Raw genomic sequence first — 23,898 nt, 5'->3', positions numbered from 1 at the left:
CCTCGAATTCCGCGGCACCGGGGCCGAGGGCCGCGGGCCGTTCCGCTGGAACGCTGCGAAGAAAAACTGGTCCAACCAGTTGACCAGTGGACCCGGCGCCCTCACTCTGATCGCCATGAATCAGGGACTCATCCGGCGCGAGGCGGTCTCGGACCAGCTCTTCGCCGTGCTGCGCGACAGGATCCTCGGCGGGGAACTGCCGCCCGGTGCCGCGCTCACCGCCGAGCGGGACCTGGCAGCCGAGTTCGGGGTGAACCGGCATGCCGTCCGCGAGGCCGTCAAGCGCCTCCAGCAGGCACGGCTGGTCGAGGTCAGCCACGGAGGCCGCACGCTCGTCCTGGACTGGCGGCACACCGCGGGACTCGACCTCGCCATGGGCATCGCGGCGGCCGACGCCGGGCCCTCGGTGGCGGACCTCGCCCGCGACGCCCTGGAGATGCGGGCGTGCATCGGCGCCGACGCGGCCCGGCTGTGCGCGCTGCGGTGCTCCGAGGCCGCCGCCGGGGAGATCGTCGAGGCCGCGGGCCGGTACGCGCGCTCCGGGCCCGACCTGACCGAGCTGGCCGACGCGGACGTCGCATGGTGGCGGCTGATCGTGCGGGGGTCCGGGAACGTCGCCTATCTGCTGGCCTTCAACAGCCTGGTGGGCGGCACCCTCCCGGTGGCCGACGTGCCGGACGACCTGCGGACCGCGGAACTCCTCGACGTCGAGGCGCACCAGCGGCTGGCGGCGCACATCGCGGCGCGCGAGTCCGGGGCGGCCGAACGGCTGGCGCGCGAGCTGCTGTCCCGCAGCGTGCCGGCCACGCCGCGGAAGGCGGTGCGCTGACATGATCCCCGCCGTGGTCTACGCGATACCGGCGTTCGTGCTGCTGGTCGTCGTCGAGGCGCTGTCCTACCGCTTCCTCCCGGACGACGACGAACGCGGCTACGAGCTGCGCGACACCGTCACCAGCATGTCCATGGGCGCGGGCAGCCAGGTCGTCGCCGTGCCCTGGAAGGCGGCGACGATCCTGGTGTACGCGGCCGTCTTCACCGTCGCCCCCTGGCACCTGTCGCCGTCCTCCGCGTGGACGTGGGTGCTGCTGTTCTTCGGCGACGACCTGGCGTACTACGCCTTCCACCGCGCCCACCACCGGGTGCGGGTGCTGTGGGCGAGCCACGTGGTCCACCACTCCAGCCTCCGCTTCAACCTCTCGACCGCCCTGCGCCAGAGCTGGACCCCGATGACGGGCCTGCCGTTCTGGCTGCCGCTGGCACTGCTCGGCGTCCCGCCGTGGATGATCCTGCTCCAGCAGGCCTTCAGCCTCGTCTACCAGTTCTTCCTGCACACCGAGCGGGTGGACAGGCTGTGGCGGCCCGTGGAGTGGTTCTTCAACACGCCCTCCCACCACCGCGTGCACCACGGCTCGAACAACGTCTACCTGGACCGCAACTACGGCGGCATCCTCATCGTCTGGGACCGGCTCTTCGGCACGTTCGAACCGGAGGGCGTACGGGTGGTCTACGGCCTGACGAAGAACATCGACACCTACAACCCGGTGCGGGTCGCCTTCCACGAGTTCCAGGCCGCCTGGCGCGACGTCCGCACGGCACGGCGCTGGCGCGACCGTGCCGGGTACCTGTTCGGGCCGCCCGGCTGGGCACCCCGGGCCGAGGGGTGACATGCCGCCGCTGATCTTCGCCTTCGCCGCGCTGGCCGCCCTCGACATCGCCGGTGTCGCGGCGGGCCTGCCGCCCCTGGAGTGGGTCGCCAAGCTCCTGCTGGCGCCCGTGCTCGCCGTACACCTGTGGCGCAGGACCGGCGCACGGCACGCGCCGGTCCTGGCCGGCCTCGGTCTCGCCGCGGCCGGGGACGTGGCGCTGATGCTGCCCGGCACGGGCGCCTTCGCCGCCGGGATCGCGTTCTTCCTGGGCGCACAGCTCTGCTGGACGGCGGCGTTCCTGCGCGCGGGCGCCCTGCGTCACCTGCGCCGCCGGCGCCTGCTGTGCGCCGTCCACCTCGCGGTGTGGGCCGCCGCGGTCGCCACCCTGGCCCCCTCGCTCGGACCGGTCCTGGGCACCGCGGTGGCCGTCTACGCCGCCGCCCTGGTCGCCATGGCGCTGACCGCGCGCGTGCTGGGGCCGAGGGCGGCCTGGGGCGGGCTGGTGTTCCTCGGCTCGGACCTGCTCGTCGGGCTCGGCGCCGCCGGCACCGGCTTCCCCGGGCGCGGGGTGCTCGTCATGGTGACGTACACGATCGCCCTCGCCCTGATCACCAGCGCCTTCACCGGCGGGGAGGTCCAGGAACCGCGCGACGGGCGCGACGCACGCACGCTGGAGGGGCAGTCTCCTTCTCTCTGAGGGAGTCGTCCGCATGACGAAGAGCCGGGGTGAGGGCAGGAAGCCGAAGAAGGGCGACGCGGTCGCCTGGCGCAGCCACGGCGGCCGGGCCGAGGGCGAGGTGGAGAAGAGGATCACCGAGCGCACCGTGGCGGCCGGCCGCACGGTCGACGCGTCGCCGGACGACCCGCAGTACCAGGTCCGCAGCCACAAGTCCGGCAGGTCCGCGGTGCACAAGCCGTCCGCGCTGGAGAAGAAGAAGCGGGACGGCGCGAACGGCGGGGAGCACGGGCGTCGCTGACGGGCCGCGCCCGGCCGCAGCGCACCGGTGTGCCCTCGGGGCAGGCGGCCATCGCGCGTGCCGCGGCGCCGGCGATCGCGGCGTCTGTGCGGGCGTGGACGACCAGGCGGGTGCAGCCGGTGTCGGCGCCCGCCTCTCATTTCTCGTATCGGTTCGTTTCCGACCACCCATTGCCGGATGGCCGAAGCGCCCCGCGATCACCGCGATCGACCGCCCCTCCACGGTTCGGCGCCGCGCGCCCCGGCGGTTCACGCCGGGCGGCCCCGGGTACCCAGGCGCGCATGAAGTGGCAACTGGTGCAGGAGTCCCCGGCCGCCGTCTACGTCCTCGTACTGGACCCGGACGAGGAGGCGCTCGACCGGATCACCGGGTTCGCGCGCGCCAAGGGGCTCGGCGCGTCGCAGGTGACGGCGGTCGGCGCCTTCTGCGAGGCCACGGTCGGCTGGTTCGACCGCGACGCCAGGGACTACCGGCGGATACCCGTGGACGAGCAGTGCGAGGTGCTGTCGCTGCTGGGCGACATCGCCCTCGGCGACGACGGGCCGACCCCCCATCTGCACGCCGTGCTGGGGCTCGCCGACGGTACGACCCGCGGCGGCCACCTGCTGGCGGGCAAGGTGTGGCCGACACTCGAGGTCGTCGTCCGCGAGAGCCCCGGGGAACTCCAGAAGACCTACCGCCCCGACATCGGTCTCGCGCTCATCGAGCCGGACCGACCGCGGGACGCACGGCCGCGCGCCGGGACGGCGTTCCGCGTCCCCGGCCCGCCGGAGCACGGCCGGGCACGGCGTGCGGACCCGCCCGCCCCGGCCCGGCTACCCTCTCCACCGGGTGCATCCCGTACGCCCGTTCATTCCGGCCGAGCACCTGGGACACAGCTCCATGACCACCGCGGTCGTCGTCGGCGGCGGGCCCGCCCTGCGCCCGCAACACCCGCTCCAGGCCCGTGCCCGCGGCGGCAGCCGGTCGGGAGCACCCGGTGGGCGGGAGGGCGCCGGCCACGGAGCGGCCGGCCGCCGGTGGGGGGCAGGGGACCGTGCGGTCCCCGGGTCACGCTCCCGGCTGGGGGCGGACGGTGAGGATCTGCTGGGCGCTGCCGACCGGGCCGTCGGCGTCGTGCAGGACCGTGCTGGTGAGGCCCTGGCCCGAGGGGCCGAACGTGACGCTGGTGTCCAGGCCGGTCCATGGGCCGCGCGGCTGACGGTGCAGGTGCACGGTGAGGTCGACGTTCGGGAACATCCACTGAGCGGGCGGCTGCCGCACCGCGATGCCGTTCGCCGTGTCGACCAGGGCCAGGTACGAGGCCGCCGGACTCACCGGAACGCCCGCGACCAGATCGAGGGGCGTCGAGATCCAGGCCGCCGTGCGCCCGGGCCGGGGCGGCGCGACCGGGCGGACGTCCACGGAGGCGATGTAGCCGCCGGGCCAGTCCTCGGACATCGCCCAGGGGGCCAGTGACTCCGGAGGGGTCAGACGGTCGCCGGGGCCGCCCGCGACCGTGCTGGTGTCGACGGCGGCCAGGAACCAGGCCCGGGCCCGTACGACCGGACGGCCCGCGATCCGTACGACCGCCTCCAGGAGTTCGATGGTCCGGCCGGGGCGGACGGTCTCCACCTCGATCTCGCACTCGTCGAGCGCGAGTCGGCCGAGGATGTCGTAGCTGATGCGGGAGAGGACCAGGCCGTCGTCCGGACCGGCCACCCGGTACCGGTCGATGGCGTGGACGACGAGCCCGCCGAGTGGGCTGAAGTGCTGCTCGTCCGGGTCCCAGGCGCCGCCCGCGTGCGTCGTCGGCTTGTAGCGGCGGTCGTCGATGGGTTCGAAGTAGCTGCCCTGGGGTGCGGCGGAGCTGGGCAAGGGTCGCTTCTCCATTCGGGTGGCGGGACGCGAGCGGCAGGCCGGCGCGGGTGCCACGTCGGCCGCTCGGGACGCTACCCGTGTCCGGCCGCCCCGCCAAGTGAGAAAGTGCACAGTACATGTAACCCGCTGGGGGCGGGCCGCGGAAGCGCCGCCGATCGCCGTGCTCAGTGCATTCCCGACACCCGGAGCACGGCCCCTGCCGTCTCGGTGTCGATGTGGTGGCCCAGCCGCTCCAGCGCCTCCGCGCCGTGACGCAGGGTGCCACGCTCCAGGGAGCGCCGGACGCCCGTGTCGAGTTCGTGCCAGAGCAGCGGGTTGGCCACGAGGATGCGGGGGTCGAGTTCCAGACGGTGGCCGCCGACGTCCCGCAGGACCAGGAGCGAGGAGACGCCGTCGTGCTGCCACACGGCTGTCAGCGCGTCCGTGCGCACCACGCGCCGGCGCCAGGGGGTGCGCACCGCGAGCCAGCCGGGGCCCGCGCTGACCCGCTGGGGGAGCAGGACGACACCCACCGCGGCGGACAGGGCCGTCCAGAGCAGGGCGCGCGGGGGCGTCAGGCTGCCCGCGTCCCAGTCGACCAGGACACTCATGGCGCAGAACGCGAGCGCGCAGCACACCGCGAGCCGGGCGCTGCCACGCCAGTGGCGGTCGCCGGCCGGCCCTGGCGGTCCGCTCCGTCGCATGTCGCCGACGCTAGGCGCCCGTACGGCCGCGGGGACCGCCACTGACGGGGCCCTGACGCCGTACCGGCCGATCCTGACGCGATCCTTACGCGCCGCGTGCCGTGAGGGCACGTCGCCCTCTTCGAACGTCGCCCTCTTCGAACGTCGCCCTCTTCGAACGTCGCTCTCGTCGAACGACGCGGTCTACGGCGCCGGGTGCTCCCCGGACTACCGCGGCGCTACCTCCGGTGGCGGGGCTTCCACCGGGGACCGGTCGTCCCGGCAGGGCGGGGCACGTCAAGGCGGTGTCAAGGTCTCCGGGGCCGCCGCCAAGGAAGCGCTAACAGCCGCGCGGGCCGCCGCGCGAGGAGGCTTCCCTGGAGGAGAAACCTTCCACGCGAAGGCCGGACCAGTGAGCGGAGCGCGTCGGCGGCGATGAGTGACGTACGGCCCGGACGACTGAAGGTCTACCTCGGGGCGGCCCCGGGAGTCGGCAAGACCTACCGGATGCTCGACGAGGGGCGCCGCCGTGCCGCCCGCGGGGCGCAGGTGGTGGTGGGCTTCGCGGAGTGCCACGGGCGCCCGCACACGGAGGCGATGCTCCGCGGCCTGGAGTCCGTCTCCCGGACGCGCTGCTCCTACCGGGGCGGCGACTTCGAGGAGATGGACCTGGCCGCGGTGCTGGCCCGCCGGCCGCAGGTGGCGATCGTGGACGAGTTCGCTCACAGCAACGTTCCCGGTGACGGCCGCAACCCCAAGCGCTGGCAGGACATCGAGACCCTGCTCGACGCCGGCATCGACGTGATCACGGCGCTGAACATCCAGCACCTGGAGTCCCTCAACGACGTGGTCGAGAAGATCACCGGGGTGCCCCAGCACGAGACGGTGCCCGACGAGGTCGTTCGGCGGGCCTGGCAGATCGAGCTCGTGGACATGCCGCCCGAGGGGCTGCGCCGGCGGATGGCGCACGGGAACATCTACGCCCCCGAGAAGATCGACGCGGCCCTCGCCAACTACTTCCGGCCCGGCAACCTGACCGCCCTGCGCCAGCTGGCGCTGCTGTGGGTGGCCGACCGGGTCGACGAGGCGCTCCAGGCGTACCGCTCGGAGCACGGCATCGGCCGGGTGTGGGAGACACGGGAGCGGGTCGTCGTGGCGCTCACCGGCGGTCCGGAAGGGGACACCCTGGTCCGCCGGGCCGCGCGCATCGCCGACCGGTCCGCGGGCGGGGACCTGCTCGCCGTGCACGTGGCCCGCAGCGACGGACTCGCCGCCGGGGTCTCGCACGCCTCGCTGGCCCGCCAGCGCCGGCTCGTGGAGGACCTCGGCGGCAGCTACCACTCGGTCGTCGGCGACGACGTCGCCACCGCCCTGGTGGAGTTCGCCCGCGCCGAGAACGCCACCCAGCTGGTCCTCGGGACGAGCAGGCGGGGGCGGCTCGCGCGGTTCCTGACCGGGCCGGGCACCGGGGAGACGGTCACCGAGCTGTCCGGGGACATCGACGTCCACCGGGTCACCCACGAGCGCGCCGGACGCGGCACCCTGCTGCCGTCCCGCCGGCGCACCCTGTCGACGGCCCGGCTGATCGCGGGCCCGGTGGCCGGACTCGTGCTGCCCGTCCTCCTCACCGCCGTCCTGGCCCAGCTGCGCGGCACGCTGAACCTGACCAGCGAGGCCCTGCTCTTCCTGCTCGCCGTGGTCGGCGTCGCCTGCATAGGAGGGGTCGCCTCGGCGGTGATCGCGTCGGTGACGGCGTCCCTGCTGCTGAACTACTGGTTCATCCCGCCCATCGGCGCCTTCACCCTGGACGACCCCAACGCGCTGGTGGCCCTGGGGGTGTTCGTGGTCGTGGCGGCGACGGTGGCCGCGGTGGTGGACCGGTCCCTGCGCCTCTCGCGCCGCTCGGCCCGGGCAACGGCCGAGGCGGAGACCATGTCGTCCCTGGCGGGCAGCATCGTGCGCGGCGAGGCGACCATCCCGGCGCTGCTGGAGCGGACCCGGGAGACCTTCGGGATGGACTCGGCCGACCTGCTGGACGAGCCGCCCGACGCGGCCGGGGTGACGGCCGTTCCCGCCGGGCCCGGCGCGTTCCTCGCGCTGCGCGGCCGGACGCTGTCCTCGTCCGAGCGGCGGGTGCTGGCCGCCTTCGCCGCGCACGTGGGCTCCGCGGTGGAGCGGGCCCGGCTGGCCGAGGCCGCGGCCGAGGTCGAGCCGGTGAAGGCCGCCGACCGGCTGCGCACGGCCCTGCTGCGGGCCGTCGGTCACGACCTGCGCACGCCGCTCGCCGCGGGGTGGGCCGCGGTCACCTCCCTGCGCAGCCGCGACGTCGCCTTCTGCGCGCAGGACCGCGAGGAACTCCTCGCCACCGCCGACGAGTCCATGGCCAAGCTCAACCGCCTGGTGGAGAACCTGCTCGACCTCAGCCGCCTGGAGGCGGGCGCCCTCACGCTGAACCTGCGGGCGACCTCCCTGGAGGAGGTGCTGCCCATGGCGCTGGCCGACGTGTCCGGGGTCGAGGTGGCGGACGTCGAGGAGATCCCGGCGGTGCTGGCCGATCCGCCCCTGCTGGAGAGGGTCGTCGCCAACCTGGTCGGCAACGCCGCGCGGCACACCCCGGCCGGCCGGAAGGTGCTGGTCACCGCGAGTGCCCTGGCCGGGCGGGTGGAGCTGCGGGTCGTCGACCGGGGGCCCGGGCTGCCCGCCGACGGCCGGGACCGGCTCTTCGAGCCCTTCCAGCGGCTCGGCGACACCGACAACACCACCGGCCTCGGCCTCGGCCTCGCCCTCGCGCGGGGCCTGACCGAGGCGATGAGCGGCACCCTCAGCCCCGAGGACACCCCCGGCGGCGGCCTCACCATGGTCGTGTCGCTGCCGTTCGCGCCCCGGCCCGTGGGTGCCGGACCGACCGCACAGAGCGCAGAGGGTGCGCCATGAGCACCCTGCCCGGAGCCCGGAGCCCGGAGCCCGGAGCCCGGAGCCCGCACCGACCGCGGCGAACGCCTCGCCCTGACGGCCTGGCCGCCGCGGGACCGGTACGCGGCCGGTGAACCGGGCCCCGGCCGTTGCTTCGAACCCGATGCCCTGAATCCCCCTGAGCCGCGCCACGGTCCATGCACACCGTGAGGCGTATCGCGGCGGTCGCCCGGACGCCCTACCCGTCAAGATCACGTCAAGGTCCGCCGGTTGGGCGCGAAGATGGCGCAAGGAACGGCCGGAAGCGGCCGGAACGGAAAGAACCTGGGTGCAGCCGCGCACCTTCGGCCCCCGTGCGCGGCCGAAGCATGTGAGGAGCACACGCCCATGTCCGTCCTGACCACCGAGCCGGATGCCGTTCCCACCGGCGAGGAGCCGCCCGATACCGGCGAACGCCACCGGCTGACCGCCGTCACCGGCCTGGCCGCGCTGTCGCTGGACGCCATGGCGTCCGTGGCGTACGGCCCCGAGGCGATCGTCCTGGTCCTGGCCGCCGCGGGCGCCCGCGGACTCGGCTTCACGATGCCGGTGACGCTGGCCATCGCCGCCCTGCTGGCGGTGCTGGTGGCCTCGTACCGGCAGGTGATCGCGGCCTTCCCGGACGGCGGCGGCTCCTACGCCGTGGCGAGGACACACCTGGGGGCGCGCACGAGTCTGGTGGCCGCCGCCTCGCTGGTGCTGGACTACGTGCTGAACGTCGCCGTCGCCGTCACGGCCGGTGTGGCGGCGCTGACCTCCGCGTTCCCGGCCCTGTACGGCGACCGGCTGTGGCTGTGCCTCGCGGTGCTCGCCCTGATCACGGGCGTCAATCTGCGCGGGATCGCGGAGTCGGCGAAGGCGTTCATCGTGCCGACGGTCGTGTTCGTCGGCTCGATCTTCGTCCTCGTCGTCGTCGGCCTGTTCCGCTCCCACCCGGCGAGCAGCGCGACGGCGGCCGGGCACGCCTCGGTCGTCGCGGACAACGCCTCCACCGTGGGGGCGCTGCTCCTGCTGAAGGCCTTCGCATCCGGGTGCGCCGCGCTGACCGGCGTGGAGGCCATCGCCAACGCCGTCCCGTCCTTCCGCGTCCCGCGCGTGAAGCGGGCCCAGCGCGCGGAGATCGCGCTCGGCGCCGTCCTCGGCCTGATGCTGATCGGATTGTCGGTGCTGATCGGCCGCTTCCACCTCCAGCCGGTCGAGGGCGTCACGGTCCTCGCCCAGCTCGCGGACGCCTCGTTCGGCCACAACTGGGCCTTCTACGTGGTCCAGTTCGCGACCATGATCCTGCTGGCACTCTCCGCCAACACCTCCTTCGGCGGGCTCCCGGTACTGCTGAAGCTGCTCGCCCGGGACAACTACGCGCCGCACGTGTTCGCCCTGAAGGCCGACCGCCAGGTGCACCGGCACGGCGTCCTCGCGCTCGCCGTGGTCTCGGCGGCGCTGCTGGTCTTCTCGGGCGGCGACACGAACACCCTGGTGCCGATGTTCGCGATCGGCGTCTTCGTCGGCTTCACGATCGCCCAGGTCGGCATGGTCCGGCACTGGCGTCTGGAGCGGGGGAGCGGGTGGCGCGGGAAGGCGCTGCTGAACGGCTTCGGCGCGCTGCTCACCGGTGTCGCCACCGTGGTCGTCACCGCGAGCAAGTTCACCGACGGCGCCTGGCTGATCGTGATCGCGCTCCCGCTGCTCGTGGCGGCCTTCGAGGCCGTGCACCGGGCCTACGGCCGCATCGGCGACCGGCTCGGCCTCGGCCGCATCCCCGAGGCCCCGCACCGCGAGCGCTCGCTGGTGGTCGTCCCGGTGTCGTCCCTGTCCCGCCTGACGTCCGAGGCCCTCACGGCGGCCGCCTCCCTCGGCGACGAGGTCCGCGCCGTGACCGTGTGCCACCCGGACCCCGAGGACCGGGCCCAGGTGCACGCCCTGGAGCGTGCCTGGGCCGAGTGGGACCCCGGCGTGCCGCTGGTGCGGCTGGCCTGCGAGCGGCGCAGCCTGGGCCGTCCCATCGCCGCGTACGTCCGCGAGGTGGCCGCCGGGCCCGGCACCCGGGTCACCGTGCTGATTCCCGAGGCGGAGCCGGAGCGGCTGTGGCAGCGCCTGCTGCAGAACCAGCGGGGCGCGGTCGTCGCGCACACGGTACGGCGGGAGACGGACGCGGTGATCTGCCGGCTCCGCTTCCGGGTGCTGTGAACCAGGTCACCGCGCGTCGGGGCGGCTGCCGGCCGGTACGGACCGGAGTCGTAAGAGACCCGTCAAAGCCGAATCGGCAGCCGTATGGGAGCCGTCAACGAGCGACCGGATCCGGCCACCGAGGCTGTTTCCTCGAAACGTCCGATCCAACCGAACCTCACTCCAGGAGTTCGCGATGGCCGATCTGGCCTTCGTCGTCACCGTGCTCGCGTGTTTCGCACTGGTGGCTCTTGTCGCCAAGGGGGTGACGAAGCTGTGACCGCCGAGAACGTAGTCGGCCTGATCGTGGCCGTCGCCCTGCTGGGCTATCTCGTCCTCGCCCTGATCTTCCCGGAGAGGTTCTGAGACTTCCCATGAGTCCCCAACTCGCCACCCTCCTCCAACTGCTGGCGCTCATAGGCGCGCTGGCCCTCGTGTACATCCCCCTCGGCAACTACATGGCCCGGGTCTACTCCTCGGACAAGCACCTGCGGGTCGAGAAGTGGATCTACAAGGGCATCGGCGCCAACCCGGACACCGAGATGCGCTGGCCCGCCTACCTGCGCGGCGTCCTCGCCTTCTCGGCGGTCAGCGTCCTCTTCCTCTACCTGCTCCAGCGGCTCCAGGGCGTGCTGCCCGGCTCGCTCGGCTTCTCGTCGGTGAACCCGGCGCAGTCGTTCAACACCGCCGTGTCCTTCGTGACGAACACCAACTGGCAGTCGTACTACGGCGAGCAGACCATGGGCCACGTGGTGCAGACCGCGGGCCTGGCCGTGCAGAACTTCCTCTCCGCGGCCGTCGGCATCGCCGTCGCCGTGGCGCTGGTGCGCGGCTTCGTCAGGTCGCGCACCGGCGAGATCGGCAACTTCTGGGCCGACCTGGTGCGCAGCACGGTCCGCATCCTGGTGCCGCTCTCCGTGGTCGCCGCCGTCGTGCTCGTGGCGTGCGGCGCGATCCAGAACTTCTCCGGCATCCACGAGGTCGGCCAGTTCATGGGCGGCTCGCAGCAGTGGAACGGCGGCGCGGTCGCCTCCCAGGAGGCCATCAAGGAACTGGGCACCAACGGCGGCGGCTACTTCAACGCCAACAGCGCCCACCCCTTCGAGAACCCGACGGCGTTCACCAACCTCTTCGAGATCTTCCTGATCCTGGTGATCCCGTTCTCGCTGACCCGCACGTTCGGCGTGATGGTCGGCAGCGTGAAGCAGGGCTACGCGATCCTCGCCACGATGGGCACCATCTGGCTCGGCTTCATCGCGCTGATGATGTGGACCGAGTTCGCCCACCACGGCCCGGCGCTCCAGGCGGCCGGCGGGGCGATGGAGGGCAAGGAGGTCCGCTTCGGCGTGGGCGGCTCGTCGCTCTTCGCGGTGACGACCACGCTCACCTCGACCGGTGCGGTGGACTCCTTCCACTCCTCGTTCACCGGACTCGGCGGCGGCATCACGATGCTGAGCATGATGCTGGGCGAGATCGCGCCCGGCGGCACCGGATCCGGCCTCTACGGCATCCTGATCATGGCGATCATCGCGGTGTTCATCGCCGGCCTGATGGTCGGCCGGACCCCCGAGTACCTGGGCAAGAAGATCGGCGCCCGCGAGATCAAGCTGGCGGCCGTCTACATCCTGATCACCCCCGCCCTGGTGCTCGTCTTCACGGCGGCCTCCATGGCACTGCCCACCCCGCCGCACTCGATGCTCAACTCCGGCGCACACGGCTTCTCCGAGGTCCTGTACGCCTTCACCTCCGCGGCGAACAACAACGGCTCGGCCTTCGCCGGCCTGAACGCGAACACCGACTGGTACAACACCATGACCGGCCTCGCCATGCTGTTCGGCCGCTTCCTGCCGATGGTGTTCGTCCTGGCCCTCGCCGGCTCGCTCGCCGAGCAGAAGCCGGTCCCCATGACCGCGGGCACGCTGCGCACCGAGAAGCCCCTGTTCACCGGCCTGCTGGTCGGCGCCATCCTGATCATCACCGGTCTGACGTACTTCCCGGCCCTGGCACTGGGCCCGCTCGCCGAGGGGCTGGCGTCATGACCACCCGTACTGAGAACCCAGAGGACTCCATGTCCACAGCCACACCCACCCGGGCGCCGCACAGCGACGTCCCCACCGGGCACAGGCCCGGCGAGGGCCGTGTCGGAGCGGGCCTCTTCGACCCGAAGCAGCTCGTCAAGTCCCTGCCCGAGGCCTGCCGCAAGCTCGACCCGCGGGTGATGATCAAGTCGCCCGTGATGTTCGTGGTGCTGATCGGCTCGGTCCTGACCACGGTCTTCTCCTTCAAGGACCCGGGCGACTGGTTCGGCTGGGCGATCAGCGCCTGGCTGTGGCTGACCGTTATCTTCGCCAACCTGGCGGAGGCCGTCGCCGAGGGCCGCGGCAAGGCCCAGGCCGACACCCTGCGCAAGGCCAAGACCGACACGATCGCGCGCCGGCTCACCGGGACCGCCGAGGAGCAGGTCCCCGGCACCGAACTGAAGATCGGCGACCTGGTCGTCTGCGAGGCCGGTGACGTCATCCCCGGTGACGGCGACGTCGTCGAGGGCGTCGCGTCCGTGGACGAGTCCGCCATCACCGGCGAGTCCGCCCCCGTGATCCGCGAGTCCGGCGGTGACCGCTCCGCGGTGACCGGCGGTACGAAGGTGCTGTCCGACCGGATCGTCATCAAGATCACGACGAAGCCGGGCGAGACCTTCATCGACCGGATGATCAACCTGGTCGAGGGCGCGGCCCGGCAGAAGACGCCGAACGAGATCGCGCTGAACATCCTGCTCGCCTCGCTGACGATCGTCTTCCTGCTGGCCTGTGCCACGCTGCCGCCGTTCGCGGACTACGCGGGCACGCACCTGACGATGGTCGTGCTGGTCGCCCTGCTGGTCTGCCTCATCCCGACCACCATCGGCGCGCTGCTCTCGGCGATCGGCATCGCCGGCATGGACCGCCTCGTCCAGCGCAACGTGCTGGCCATGTCGGGCCGTGCGGTCGAGGCCGCCGGTGACGTCTCCACCCTGCTCCTGGACAAGACCGGCACCATCACCCTCGGCAATCGCCAGGCCGCCGAGTTCCTGCCGGTGCGCGGCGCCACCGAGGCCGAGGTCGCGGACGCCGCCCAGCTCTCCTCGCTCGCCGACGAGACCCCCGAGGGCCGCTCCGTCGTCGTCCTGGCGAAGGAGAAGTACGGGCTGCGCGAACGCCACCAGGGCGAGCTGGCGCACGCCGAGTGGATCGAGTTCACCGCCCAGACCCGTATGTCGGGCGTGGACGTCGACGGCCGCAGGATCCGCAAGGGCGCGACCGCCTCGGTCATGGCCTGGGTGAAGGAGCGCAGCGGCACGGTCGCCGAGGACGCCGACGCGATCGCCGGCCGCATCTCCGAGGCCGGCGGCACCCCGCTGCTCGTCGCGGTCGACGACGAGCGGGGCGCCCGTGTGCTGGGTGTCATCTACCTCAAGGACGTGGTCAAGGAGGGCATGCGGGAGCGGTTCGAGGAACTGCGCCGCATGGGCATCAAGACGGTCATGATCACGGGCGACAACCCGCTGACCGCCAAGGCGATCGCCGAGGAGGCGGGCGTCGACGACTTCCTCGCCGAGGCCACCCCCGAGGACAAGATGGCCCTCATCAAGCGGGAGCAGGCCGGCGGCAAGCTCGTCGCCATGACCGGTGACGGCACGAACGACGCCCCGGCCCTCGCGCAGGCGGACGTCGGCGTGGCGATGAACACCGGCACGTCGGCCGCCAAGGAGGCCGGCAACATGGTCGACCTCGACTCCAACCCGACCAAGCTCATCGAGATCGTGGAGATCGGCAAGCAGCTGCTGATCACCCGCGGTGCGCTGACCACGTTCTCCATCGCCAACGACGTCGCGAAGTACTTCGCGATCATCCCGGCGCTGTTCGCGGTGGTCTACCCGGGCCTGGACAAGCTGAACATCATGCACCTGTCCTCGCCCGACTCCGCGATCCTGTCGGCCGTCATCTTCAACGCGCTGATCATCATCGCGCTGGTGCCGCTGTCCCTGAAGGGCGTGCAGTACCGGCCGGTCAGCGCCGACAAGCTGCTGCGCCGCAACCTCGGGATCTACGGAATCGGCGGCCTGATCGCCCCGTTCATCGGCATCAAGATCATCGACATGCTCATCTCCCTCATCCCCGGAATCGGCTGAGCCATGAACAACTCCTTCGTGAACACGGCCCGGTTGCTCGGGGCGGGCCTGCGCGCCCTCCTCGTGCTGACCTTGGTGACCGGTGTCATCTACCCGCTGGTGGTCACCGGCATCGCCCAGGGGCTGTTCAGCGGCAAGGCGAACGGCTCCGAGATCAAGGCGGACGGCAAGGTCGTCGGCTCCTCCCTCATCGGGCAGTCCTACGACCTGCCGCTGAAGAAGGGTCAGCAGACCCCGGACCCGGACCTGAAGTGGTTCCAGGGCCGGCCGGCGAACGGACTGGGCAGCAACAGCGTGAACACGCAGTACAAGCTGATCCTGTCCGGCGCCACCAACCTGTCCGCGGACAGCAAGGTGCTGATCAAGCAGGTGCAGGACGCCAAGTCCGCGGTGGTCAAGGACAATTCGGTGCCCGGCCACCCGGTCAGCGCCGCGGACGTCCCCGCCGACGCGGTGACCTCCTCCGGCTCCGGCCTGGACCCGGAGATCTCCCCGGCCTACGCCGAGCTCCAGGTCCACCGGGTCGCCGCGCGCAACGGCCTGCCGGTCGCCGCGGTGGAGAAGCTGGTCGAGAACCACACGTCCGGCCGCGCCCTCGGCTTCATCGGGGAACCCCGCGTGAACGTCCTGGAGCTGAACATCGCGCTCAAGGACCTCGCGGCGAAGCACTGATGGCATTGCGCGACGCGCGCGGGAGCCGGTGGCGGGAGACATCCCGGACCCGCCGGCTCCCACCGCCATGACGCCGGGCACCCCTCGCCCGGCGCACCAGGCCCGTACGACACGAAAGGGCGCACACCCATGACCCGGGTGCTCGTGGTGGAGGACGACCCGCAGCTCGTACGGGCCCTCGTCATCAACCTGCAGGCACGCCACTACGGCGTGGACCCGGCCCCCGACGGGGCCACCGCGCTGCGGCTCGCGGCCGCCCGCCGGCCCGACGTGGTCCTGCTCGACCTCGGCCTGCCCGACATGGACGGCGTGGACGTCATCAAGGCGCTGCGCGGCTGGACCCGGGTGCCGATCATGGTGCTCTCCGCCCGGCAGGCGTCCGACGAGAAGGTCGCCGCCCTCGACGCGGGCGCCGACGACTACGTCACCAAACCCTTCAGCATGGACGAACTCCTGGCCCGGCTGCGGGCCGCCGTCCGGCGCACCGAGGACACCCCGCTGGACCCGCAGCCGATCCTGGTCGAGACGGCGGACTTCACCCTCGACCTGCTCGCCAAGAAGGTCGTACGGGACGGGCGCGACGTCCGGCTCACACCGACCGAGTGGCACCTGCTGGAGATCCTGGTGACCAACCCCGGGCGGCTGATCACCCAGAAGCAGCTGCTCCAGGAGGTCTGGGGTGTCTCGCAGCGCAACAAGACCAACTACCTGCGCGTCTACATGGCACAGCTGCGCCGGAAGCTGGAGACGGACCCCTCCCACCCCCGCTATCTGATCACCGAGCCCGGCATGGGCTACCGCTTCGAGGGATGACATGGCACGTGGCAGGTTCCGGATCTACCTCGGCGCGGCACCGGGCGTCGGCAAGACCTACGCGATGCTGGCCGAGGCGCACCGCCGGGTGGAGCGGGGCACCGACTGCGTGGTCGCCTTCGTGGAACACCACCACCGGCCGCGCACCGAGGTGATGCTGCACGGCCTGGAGCAGATCCCGCGCAGGGAACTCGATTACCGGGACGCGGTCTTCGGCGAGATGGACGTCGACGCGATCCTCGCGCGCCGCCCCCGGGTCGCCCTGGTGGACGAGCTGGCCCACACCAACATCCCCGGCTCGCGCAACGCCAAGCGCTGGCAGGACGTGGAGGAGCTGCTGGCCGCCGGGATCGACGTGGTCTCGACCGTCAACATCCAGCACCTGGAGTCCCTCGGGGACGTGGTGGAGTCGATCACGGGGGTGCGCCAGCGCGAGACCGTGCCGGACGAGGTGGTCCGCAGGGCGGACCAGATCGAGCTGGTCGACATGTCCCCGCAGGCCCTGCGCCGCCGCATGGCGCACGGCAACATCTACCAGCCCGACAAGGTCGACGCGGCCCTGTCCAACTACTTCCGCCCGGGCAACCTCACCGCCCTGCGCGAACTGGCGCTGCTGTGGGTCGCCGACCGCGTCGACGAGTACCTCAACGAATACCGCCGCGAGCACCGGGTCTCCAAGATCTGGGGCTCCCGGGAGCGGATCGTGGTCGGGCTCACCGGCGGACCCGAGGGCCGCACCCTCATCCGCCGCGCCGCCCGCCTGGCGGAGAAGGGCGCGGGCGGCGAGGTGCTCGCCGTCTACATAGCCCGCAGCGACGGGCTGACCGCGGCCTCCCCGAAGGAACTGGCCGTCCAGCGCACCCTCGTGGAGGACCTCGGCGGCACCTTCCACCATGTGGTCGGCGACGACATACCGGCCGCCCTGCTCGACTTCGCGCGCGGCGTCAACGCCACCCAGATCGTCCTCGGCGTCTCCCGCCGCCGGAGCTGGCAGTCCGTCTTCGGGCCGGGCGTGGGGGCCACCGTGGCCCGCGAGTCCGGCCCGGACCTCGACGTCCACCTCATCACCCACGACGAGGCCGGCAAGGGCCGCGGGCTCCCGGTGCCGCGCGGGGCGCGCCTCGGACGGCACCGGGTGATCCGGGGCTGGCTCGTCGGAGTGCTCGGCCCCCTGCTGCTGACCTGGCTGCTGGTCGCCGCCACCCCGGCCGTGGGCCTGGCCAACGACATGCTGCTGTACCTGACCCTGACGGTGGCGGCCGCCCTGCTGGGCGGGCTCTTCCCCGCGCTGGCCTCCGCGGTCGTGGGCTCGCTCCTCCTCAACTGGTACTTCACCCCGCCCGTCCACACCCTGACCATCGCCGACCCGAAGAACATCGTCGCCATCGCGATCTTCGTCGGGGTCGCCGTGTCCGTGGCCTCGGTGGTGGACCTCGCGGCCCGCCGCACCCACCAGGCGGCCCGGCTGCGCGCCGAGTCGGAGATCCTGTCCTTCCTGGCCGGGAACGTGATCCGCGGCGAGACAGGCCTGGAGGAGCTGCTGGAGCGGGTCCGCGAGACCTTCGGCATGGAGTCGGTGGCGCTGCTGGAGCGGACCGGCGAGACGGATCCCTGGACGTGCGCGGGCAGCGTGGGACCCCGGCCCGCCGAGGTGCCCGAGGACGCGGACGTCGACGTACCGGCCGGCGGTCACATGGCCCTGTCCCTGCGCGGCCGGGTGCTGCCCGCCGCCGACCGCCGCGTGCTGGCGGCGTTCGCCGCGCAGGCCGCCGTCGTGCTGGACCGCCGGCGGCTGCAGCACGAGGCCGACCGGGCGAAGGAACTGGCCGAGGGCAACCGCACGAGGACCGCGCTGCTGGCCGCCGTCAGCCACGACCTGCGCACCCCGCTCGCGGGCGTCAAGGCGGCGGTCACCTCGCTGCGCTCCGACGACGTCCAGTGGTCCGAACAGGACCGGGCCGACCTGCTGGAGGCCATCGAGGAGGGCGCCGACCGCCTCGACAACCTGGTGGGCAACCTCCTCGACATGTCCCGCCTGCAGACCGGCACGGTGACCCCGATCATCCGCGAGAGCGACCTGGACGAGGTCGTGCCCATGGCGCTCGGCGGGGTGCCCGACGACAGCGTCGAGCTGGACATCCCGGAGACGCTGCCCATGGTGGACGTCGACCGGGGGCTGCTGGAGCGGGCCGTCGCCAACGTCGTGGAGAACGCCGTGAAGCACAGCCCGGACGGGGAGCGGGTGCTGGTGTCCGCGAGTGCCCTCGGCGACCGGGTCGTGGACCGGGGCCCCGGCGTCCCGGACGAGGCCAAGAGCCGCATCTTCGAACCCTTCCAGCGGTACGGCGACTCGCCCCGCGGTGTCGGCGTCGGCCTCGGCCTCGCGGTCGCCCGCGGCTTCGCGGAGGCCGTCGGCGGCACGCTGCACGCCGAGGACACGCCCGGAGGCGGCCTCACCATGGTGCTCACCGTGCCGACGGCCCCGCGACGCGGACACCCGGACCAGCCGGAACTGCCCGCATCAGCCACGTCCTGACGCCACCGCCGGGCTCCGGCGCCTCGAACCCCGCCCTGAAGGAAACGGATTGACGAATCGTCATGAGCGGGGCGGGGTCGGATCCTCCGCATAGCCGGTCCTGACGGCACCGCCGGACTTCGGCGTCCGGAGACGGCCCGAGCGGTGCTCGTGAAGAGACGAATCGACAAAGCGTCAGGAACAGGGCCCGGCCGGACCGCCCGTATCGGCCACGTCGTGACGGGGTGTCGGAGGTGCGGCGCTCGCGATCGGGACCGCCGGAACCGCTCCGTGCCGGCCGCGTCCTGACGGTGGCTCAGGCGTCCGGCGGTACCGTCTCGAACTCCCGCCGCAGGTCACCCGTGTCCAGCCGGAGCCGCAGGGTGTTGCGGCGGTGTGCCGCCGCCAGCGCGGCCTGCAGGGGGGACGGCGGCACCGCGAGGACGGCGCAGCCCGCGTGGGCGAGGCAGTAGCGGCCGACCGACGGCCACAGGGCCCGGTGCAGCCGGCCGCGCCCGCCCGCACCGATGACGAGGACGTCGCCGTCCCGGTCGGCGATCCGCACCAGCGCCGGTCCGGCGGCGCCCCGGACGACGAGCGCCTGCCCGGGCAGCCCGGCGCCCGCGCCCCCGAAGACCTCGCCGAGCGCCCCGAGGAGCTTCTCCCGGGCCAGCCGTTCCCACTCCTGCGCCAGGGCGGCCGCCGCCGGGAACCTGCGGGCGGTGAGATCCCCCTCCGGCGGTTCCCAGGCCAGCACCGGCCAGAGCTCGGCTCCCCGCCGGCGGGCCTCCCCGGCGGCGCGGCCCAGGGCGGTGAGACTCCCCGGGGAGCCGCTCACCCCCACCACGACACGGGCGGCTGAGGGGGGCTGTGAATCGGACATCGCTTTCACCTTCTGCGTACGCCGACGGCAGCGTGTCCGGTCGGCGATCCTCTGCGGAACCGCATCCATCACACCTCCGCGCCAGGCGTCCGAACAGGGCGTACGCCAGTTCTTGGCGCCCTTCTGACGGCGCCTCCCGTGCTCTCCCGCCAGGGTCGTCAGCATCCCGTCAAGGTCGTCCGGATCCACGTCAGCGTCCCGTCAGGGGCTGTCCGGAAGCCGGGGCGCCCGGGCATAACGTCGGGAGCGAGCCCCGGTCCGCCTCCCCGCGTCCGGGGTCTCCCCGACCCACTCGCTCCCTGCCTTCCGGGAGGCACCCCATGGCAGAACTCCTCTACGGCGACGACCCCGAGCCCGCCGATCGGTTCCCGGCCGGACCCCTGTACGTCCCGGTCCGGCCGGGCCCCCGCGGGTGTGCGGCCCGCCTGTTCCGCACACCGCTCGGCGGGCGCACCGCCGTCGGCTTCACCTCCGAGCGCCGGCTGACCGCCGTCCTCGGCCCCGGCCAGCCGTGGATCCGGCTCGCCGAGCCCGCGCTGCGCGCGCTGACCACGCCGCTCGGCGTCGCCACCGTCACGGTCGACCCGCAGTTCACCGCGCCGGCACCCACGCCGATCACGCCGGTCAGGGCCGCCGTCCCCGCGCTGCGGATCGCCTGAGAGGGGCAGCCACGATGACCACGGTTCACGAACCCACCACCACCCTCGCCGCCGAACTCGCGGTGTGGCCCGCCTCGACCACCGAGCCCCGGCCCGGCGGCCTCGCGGTGGGCGGCGTACCGCTCGCCGAGGTCGCCGACCGCTTCGGCACCCCCGTCTACGTCCTGGACGAGGCCGAGGTCCGCGACCGCTGCCGCACCTACCGGAACGCCTTCCCCGACGCCGAAGTCCTGTACGCGGCCAAGGCGTTCCTGTGCCGGGCCATGGCCCACTGGATGGACGAGGAGGGCCTCGGCCTCGACGTCTGCTCCGCGGGCGAACTCGAACTCGCCGTCACCACCGGCTTCCCGGCGGAGCGGATCGTGCTGCACGGCAACGCCAAGTCCCCCCGTGACCTGGAGACCGCCCTGCGCCTCGGTGTCGGACGCATCGTCATCGACAGTCCGTCGGAGATCGCCCGGCTCGCCGCCGCCGTCGGGCCCGAGGGCCACCAGAAGGTCATGGTCCGCGTCGTCCCCGGAATCTCGGCGGGCGGCCACGAGAAGGTCCGCACGGGGACCGACGACCAGAAGTTCGGCCTGTCCATCGCCGACGGCTACGCCCAGCACGCCATCGCCCGCATACTCGACCAGCCACAGCTCGAACTCACCGGCCTGCACTGCCACCTGGGCTCCCAGATCACCAGCGTCAAGCCGTACCTGGTCGCCGTGCGCCGCGTGGTCGGCCTGATGGCCCGGCTGTACGAGCAGCACGGCCTGGTGCTGCCCGAGCTCGACCTCGGCGGCGGCCACGGCATCGCCTACCGCCCGGGCGAGGAGGCCCTGGACCTGACCGCGCTGGCGCGCAAGGTCCGCGCGGAACTCGCCGACGCCTGCGGCACGGCGGGGATCCCCGTGCCGCGCCTGGTGATCGAGCCCGGGCGGGCCATCGTCGGCCCCGCGGGAGTCGCCCTGTACCACGTCCTCGCCGTCAAGCACACGGGCGACCACGTCTTCGTGGCCGTGGACGGCGGCATGAGCGACAACCCCCGCCCGGCCCTGTACGGCGTCCGCTACGCACCGCGGCTCATCGGCCGGCAGAGCACGGCGGAGCGCACCCGTGTGACCGTGGTCGGCCGCCACTGCGAGGCCGGCGACGTCCTCGCCGCCGACGTGGACCTCCCCGCCGACGTCCGCCCCGGCGACCTGCTCGCCGTACCCGTGGCCGGTGCCTACCACCTGTCCATGGCCTCCGGCTACAACCTCGTCGGCCGCCCGCCCGTGGCCGCCGTCCGCGACGGTCACGCCCGCCTGCTCGTCCGCCGGGAGTCCCTGGAGGACATCCGCCGCCGCGACGTGGGCCTGTAACCCGCGGCGGTGCCCACACCACCTCCGGGCGAGCCTCGGCCCGGCCCTCGCCCGGAGGTGCCACTCCGGACCCGCGGCGTCGACTCCGCCGTCCTCACCACCGGCGCCGCGCCAGACCCCCGGGCGGGCCGGCCGTTCCTCCCTCGCCGGCCGGCCCGCCCGGGCCGACCCCGCACCGGCCCGGCTTCCGCCCGCCCCGGAGTTGCGGAGATCCCCCCGGCGTCCTTCATATGAAGAGGGGGGCGCGGCGCTTCGCGCCCCACCGGCGGGAGGTGCGCATGTCCGTGCGGAACCCTGGGCGGACGCCGGCCGCCCCGCGCCCGGTGACGTGGCTGCGCGACCGCGATCCCGATCTGGCCGCGACGCGGCGGGCCGGGCGGACCGCGATCGTGATGCCGGCCCTGTTCGCGCTGTGCGGCCAGGTGCTCCACTCGCCGACGATGGCGAGCTTCGCCGCGTTCGGGTCCTTCTCGATGCTGCTGCTGGTCGACTTCAGCGGCCCCATGGTGGAACGGCTGAGGGCGCAGACCGGGCTCGCGGCGACCTGGGCGGTGCTGATCTGCCTGGGCACCCTGGTGGCACACCTGACATGGCTCGCCGTCGTCACGACGCTGCTGGTCGGCTTCGTGGTGCTCTTCTCCGGCGTCGTCAGCTCGCTCCTGGCGGGCAGCGCCACCGCGCTCCTGCTGGGGTTCGTCCTGCCGGTCGCCACACCGGTGCCGCTGTCCCAGCTGCCCGACCGCCTCGCGGGGGCGGGCCTGGCGGCAGCGGTGGCGGTGCCCGCCGTGTGCCTCCTGTGGCCGCGGCCCGTCGCCGATCCGCTCAGCGCGCCCGCCGCCCGGGTCTGCCGCGCCGCCGCCGCACACCTGCGCACCGACGCCTCCGGACTGGCCGGCCTCGGCCCGGTGGCCGATCCCGCGCGGCGCCGGGCGGCGGCCGACCGTACCGCCGGCGCCGCCGCGGCACTGCGGCAGGCCTTCGACACCACCCCGTACCGCCCCACCGGCCTGTCCATGACGTCCCGCGCCCTGGTCCGGCTGGTCGACGAGCTGACCTGGCTGACCACCATCCTGGCGGACCGCCCCGCCTACACCGACGACCCACCGGCCTGCGACCCGGCCGCGCGCACTGTGCGGCTCGTCGCCGCCGACGTCCTCGACCACTGCGCCGCCCTGCTGACCCGCATGCGCGGGGACACCGGCCCGCTGCGGGCCTCCATGGCGGAGCTGCGCCGGACCATGGACGGGATGGAGCGGAGCTCCACGGTCCGCCTGCCCGCCGACCACCCGGTCGGCGGCAGCGCGGCCGAGATCTACGGCTTCATCGCCACCCTCGACCTCTCCTTCCGCGCCCAGGAGCTGGGGTTCGCCGTCCTGCAGATCGCCGGCAACGTCGAACTGGCCGCCACCGCCTGGCAGCGCCCCTGGCTCGACCGGCTCCTCGGCCGCGAACCGGGCGCGCTGACCGAACCGCTGGCCCTGGCCCGCGAACGGGCCACCGCGCACCTCGGACCACGCTCGGTGTGGCTGCACAACAGCCTGCGCGGCGCCGCCGGACTGGGCATCGCGGTGCTCCTCGCCGACCTGACCGGGGTGCAGCGCGGGTTCTGGGTGCTGCTCGGCACCCTGTCCGTGCTGCGCTCCAACGCGCTGAGCACCGGCCAGAACGCCCTGCGCGCGCTGCTCGGCACCGTGGCCGGCTCCTTCATCGGCGCCGGGCTGCTCCAGCTGATCGGGCACCACGGCACCGCCCTGTGGTTCCTGCTGCCCCTCGCCGTCCTGGTGGCCGGTGTCGCCCCCGCCGCCATCTCCTTCACCGCGGGGCAGGCAGCCTTCACCGTCACCCTCGTCGTGCTGTTCAACATCGGCCACGCCCCCGACTGGCACGTCGCCCTGCTCCGGGTGCAGGACATCGCCCTGGGCTGCGCGGTCAGCATCGTCGTCGCGCTGTTCTTCTGGCCCCGGGGCGCCGAGGCCGCCGTCAACAGGGCGCTCGCCGAGGCGTACACCGACAGCGCCCGCTACCTCGTCGACGCCGTCCACTACGGCCTCGGATCCGCCGACCCGGCGGATCCCGCCGCGGCCGTCGGCGAACCCGTGCGGCAGAACCGCGAGGCGGCGGCCTCCGCACGCCGCCTCGACGACGCCTTCCGGACCTACCTGGCCGAACGCGGCGCGAAGCCCCTGCCGCTCGCCGACATGACGGCGCTGGTCACGGGCGTGGCCGCCGTGCGCCTGGCCGCCGACGCCGTCGTCTCCCTGTGGCAGGGCACCGGCGCGAAGGACGGCGGCCAGACCGACGCGCACCGCGCCATCGCGGGCGCCGCGTCCCACGTCATGGAGTGGTACTGCGGCTTCGCGGCGAGCCTCGGCCGCAGGGCGCCCGTCCCCGACCCCCTCCCGCTCCGTCCCAGGGGCGCGTCGCAGCTCGTGGAATCCGTCCGCGCCGACCTCGTCGACGGCCGGGGCCGGGCGACGGCCACCGCGGTCCGCGTCATCTGGACCGGCGACCACGTCGACGTCGCCCGCCGCCTGCAGCCGGGCCTCGCCGCGGCGGCACAGGGGAGCGCGGTCCACTGA

Annotated in this window: 19 protein-coding genes; 16 read left to right on the top strand and 3 right to left on the bottom strand. The window is 73.3% G+C overall.

Features of this window, described 5'->3' with window-relative positions:
* The first annotated feature begins 115 nt into the window (after window positions 1-115).
* The 5 genes from ACZ7FF_RS06975 (at window position 116) to ACZ7FF_RS06955 (ending at window position 3,702) form a co-directional block, all read left to right on the top strand.
* On the top strand, window positions 116-829 hold the full coding sequence (locus ACZ7FF_RS06975) for a FadR/GntR family transcriptional regulator (RefSeq protein WP_470810133.1): 714 nt from the start codon (window positions 116-118) through the stop codon (window positions 827-829).
* A gap of 1 nt (window position 830) precedes the next feature.
* A complete protein-coding gene (locus ACZ7FF_RS06970; RefSeq protein WP_470810131.1) occupies window positions 831-1,664 on the top strand; it encodes a sterol desaturase family protein in 834 nt (277 codons plus the stop codon).
* Window position 1,665: 1 nt separating this feature from the next.
* Window positions 1,666-2,343: a lysoplasmalogenase family protein gene (locus tag ACZ7FF_RS06965; protein WP_470810129.1), complete on the top strand. Its 678-nt coding sequence runs from the start codon at window positions 1,666-1,668 to the stop codon at window positions 2,341-2,343.
* Window positions 2,344-2,356: 13 nt separating this feature from the next.
* A complete protein-coding gene (locus tag ACZ7FF_RS06960) occupies window positions 2,357-2,623 on the top strand; it encodes a hypervirulence associated TUDOR domain-containing protein (RefSeq protein ID WP_470810128.1) in 267 nt (88 codons plus the stop codon).
* Window positions 2,624-2,904: 281 nt separating this feature from the next.
* Window positions 2,905-3,702, top strand: a complete 798-nt coding sequence (locus tag ACZ7FF_RS06955) for a PPC domain-containing DNA-binding protein (protein WP_470810126.1) — start codon at window positions 2,905-2,907, stop codon at window positions 3,700-3,702.
* Here ACZ7FF_RS06955 and ACZ7FF_RS06950 read toward each other — a convergent pair.
* Both ACZ7FF_RS06950 and ACZ7FF_RS06945 read right to left on the bottom strand, forming a co-directional pair.
* A complete protein-coding gene (locus ACZ7FF_RS06950; protein WP_470810125.1) occupies window positions 3,674-4,495 on the bottom strand; it encodes a thioesterase family protein in 822 nt (273 codons plus the stop codon). The genes ACZ7FF_RS06955 and ACZ7FF_RS06950 overlap by 29 nt on opposite strands.
* 152 nt (window positions 4,496-4,647) lie before the next feature.
* Complete coding sequence (locus ACZ7FF_RS06945; protein ID WP_470810123.1) at window positions 4,648-5,166, bottom strand: hypothetical protein; 519 nt, start codon at window positions 5,164-5,166, stop codon at window positions 4,648-4,650.
* A gap of 414 nt (window positions 5,167-5,580) precedes the next feature.
* Here ACZ7FF_RS06945 and ACZ7FF_RS06940 point away from each other — a divergent pair, with 414 nt between their 5' ends.
* The 8 genes from ACZ7FF_RS06940 (at window position 5,581) to ACZ7FF_RS06905 (ending at window position 18,452) form a co-directional block, all read left to right on the top strand.
* Complete coding sequence (locus ACZ7FF_RS06940) at window positions 5,581-8,079, top strand: ATP-binding protein (RefSeq protein WP_470810122.1); 2,499 nt, start codon at window positions 5,581-5,583, stop codon at window positions 8,077-8,079.
* 366 nt (window positions 8,080-8,445) lie between these two features.
* Complete coding sequence (locus ACZ7FF_RS06935; RefSeq protein ID WP_470810120.1) at window positions 8,446-10,284, top strand: APC family permease; 1,839 nt, start codon at window positions 8,446-8,448, stop codon at window positions 10,282-10,284.
* Window positions 10,285-10,539: 255 nt separating this feature from the next.
* Entirely contained in the window at window positions 10,540-10,629 is a 90-nt protein-coding gene (gene kdpF / locus ACZ7FF_RS06930; RefSeq protein ID WP_018566520.1) for a K(+)-transporting ATPase subunit F, read from the top strand.
* An 8-nt stretch (window positions 10,630-10,637) separates the two neighbouring features.
* Window positions 10,638-12,302: a potassium-transporting ATPase subunit KdpA gene (kdpA, locus tag ACZ7FF_RS06925; RefSeq protein ID WP_470810119.1), complete on the top strand. Its 1,665-nt coding sequence runs from the start codon at window positions 10,638-10,640 to the stop codon at window positions 12,300-12,302.
* A 29-nt stretch (window positions 12,303-12,331) separates the two neighbouring features.
* Window positions 12,332-14,431 (top strand): potassium-transporting ATPase subunit KdpB, encoded by a 2,100-nt coding sequence (gene kdpB / locus ACZ7FF_RS06920; protein ID WP_470810591.1) that lies wholly within the window; start codon window positions 12,332-12,334, stop codon window positions 14,429-14,431.
* Between the two features lie 3 nt (window positions 14,432-14,434).
* Window positions 14,435-15,103: a potassium-transporting ATPase subunit C gene (locus ACZ7FF_RS06915; RefSeq protein WP_470810118.1), complete on the top strand. Its 669-nt coding sequence runs from the start codon at window positions 14,435-14,437 to the stop codon at window positions 15,101-15,103.
* A gap of 129 nt (window positions 15,104-15,232) precedes the next feature.
* Window positions 15,233-15,916 (top strand): response regulator, encoded by a 684-nt coding sequence (locus tag ACZ7FF_RS06910; RefSeq protein WP_470810117.1) that lies wholly within the window; start codon window positions 15,233-15,235, stop codon window positions 15,914-15,916.
* A gap of 1 nt (window position 15,917) precedes the next feature.
* Window positions 15,918-18,452: a DUF4118 domain-containing protein gene (locus tag ACZ7FF_RS06905; RefSeq protein ID WP_470810116.1), complete on the top strand. Its 2,535-nt coding sequence runs from the start codon at window positions 15,918-15,920 to the stop codon at window positions 18,450-18,452.
* Window positions 18,453-18,747: 295 nt separating this feature from the next.
* Here the strand turns inward: ACZ7FF_RS06905 and ACZ7FF_RS06900 are convergent, their stop codons facing one another.
* A complete protein-coding gene (locus ACZ7FF_RS06900) occupies window positions 18,748-19,314 on the bottom strand; it encodes a universal stress protein (protein ID WP_470810114.1) in 567 nt (188 codons plus the stop codon).
* A gap of 320 nt (window positions 19,315-19,634) precedes the next feature.
* On the opposite strand from ACZ7FF_RS06900, the gene ACZ7FF_RS06895 reads away from it, so the two are divergent.
* The 3 genes from ACZ7FF_RS06895 to ACZ7FF_RS06885 all read left to right on the top strand — a co-directional run bounded on the left by ACZ7FF_RS06895 (window position 19,635) and on the right by ACZ7FF_RS06885 (window position 23,898).
* Window positions 19,635-19,973, top strand: a complete 339-nt coding sequence (locus ACZ7FF_RS06895) for an SAV_915 family protein (protein ID WP_470810113.1) — start codon at window positions 19,635-19,637, stop codon at window positions 19,971-19,973.
* 14 nt (window positions 19,974-19,987) lie between these two features.
* Complete coding sequence (gene lysA, locus ACZ7FF_RS06890) at window positions 19,988-21,319, top strand: diaminopimelate decarboxylase (RefSeq protein ID WP_470810111.1); 1,332 nt, start codon at window positions 19,988-19,990, stop codon at window positions 21,317-21,319.
* A 278-nt stretch (window positions 21,320-21,597) separates the two neighbouring features.
* Entirely contained in the window at window positions 21,598-23,898 is a 2,301-nt protein-coding gene (locus ACZ7FF_RS06885) for an FUSC family protein (RefSeq protein WP_470810109.1), read from the top strand.

It is taken from the genome of Streptomyces sp. NPDC037126, assembly GCF_055605965.1.
This window is presented reverse-complemented; position numbering and strand designations above follow the sequence as displayed.

Bases quoted from the DNA above. Each gene is read 5' to 3' on its own strand.
- ACZ7FF_RS06915 (WP_470810118.1), top strand. From the start codon at position 14,435: ATGAACAACTCCTTCGTGAACACGGCCCGGTTGCTCGGGGCGGGCCTG.
- ACZ7FF_RS06950 (WP_470810125.1), bottom strand. From the start codon at position 4,495: ATGGAGAAGCGACCCTTGCCCAGCTCCGCCGCACCCCAGGGCAGCTAC.
- ACZ7FF_RS06940 (WP_470810122.1), top strand. From the start codon at position 5,581: ATGAGTGACGTACGGCCCGGACGACTGAAGGTCTACCTCGGGGCGGCC.
- kdpB (WP_470810591.1), top strand. From the start codon at position 12,332: ATGTCCACAGCCACACCCACCCGGGCGCCGCACAGCGACGTCCCCACC.
- ACZ7FF_RS06910 (WP_470810117.1), top strand. From the start codon at position 15,233: ATGACCCGGGTGCTCGTGGTGGAGGACGACCCGCAGCTCGTACGGGCC.
- ACZ7FF_RS06895 (WP_470810113.1), top strand. From the start codon at position 19,635: ATGGCAGAACTCCTCTACGGCGACGACCCCGAGCCCGCCGATCGGTTC.
- ACZ7FF_RS06970 (WP_470810131.1), top strand. From the start codon at position 831: ATGATCCCCGCCGTGGTCTACGCGATACCGGCGTTCGTGCTGCTGGTC.
- ACZ7FF_RS06945 (WP_470810123.1), bottom strand. From the start codon at position 5,166: ATGCGACGGAGCGGACCGCCAGGGCCGGCCGGCGACCGCCACTGGCGT.
- ACZ7FF_RS06975 (WP_470810133.1), top strand. From the start codon at position 116: ATGAATCAGGGACTCATCCGGCGCGAGGCGGTCTCGGACCAGCTCTTC.
- ACZ7FF_RS06885 (WP_470810109.1), top strand. From the start codon at position 21,598: ATGTCCGTGCGGAACCCTGGGCGGACGCCGGCCGCCCCGCGCCCGGTG.
- ACZ7FF_RS06965 (WP_470810129.1), top strand. From the start codon at position 1,666: ATGCCGCCGCTGATCTTCGCCTTCGCCGCGCTGGCCGCCCTCGACATC.
- kdpA (WP_470810119.1), top strand. From the start codon at position 10,638: ATGAGTCCCCAACTCGCCACCCTCCTCCAACTGCTGGCGCTCATAGGC.
- ACZ7FF_RS06935 (WP_470810120.1), top strand. From the start codon at position 8,446: ATGTCCGTCCTGACCACCGAGCCGGATGCCGTTCCCACCGGCGAGGAG.
- ACZ7FF_RS06905 (WP_470810116.1), top strand. From the start codon at position 15,918: ATGGCACGTGGCAGGTTCCGGATCTACCTCGGCGCGGCACCGGGCGTC.
- lysA (WP_470810111.1), top strand. From the start codon at position 19,988: ATGACCACGGTTCACGAACCCACCACCACCCTCGCCGCCGAACTCGCG.
- ACZ7FF_RS06955 (WP_470810126.1), top strand. From the start codon at position 2,905: ATGAAGTGGCAACTGGTGCAGGAGTCCCCGGCCGCCGTCTACGTCCTC.
- ACZ7FF_RS06960 (WP_470810128.1), top strand. From the start codon at position 2,357: ATGACGAAGAGCCGGGGTGAGGGCAGGAAGCCGAAGAAGGGCGACGCG.
- ACZ7FF_RS06900 (WP_470810114.1), bottom strand. From the start codon at position 19,314: ATGTCCGATTCACAGCCCCCCTCAGCCGCCCGTGTCGTGGTGGGGGTG.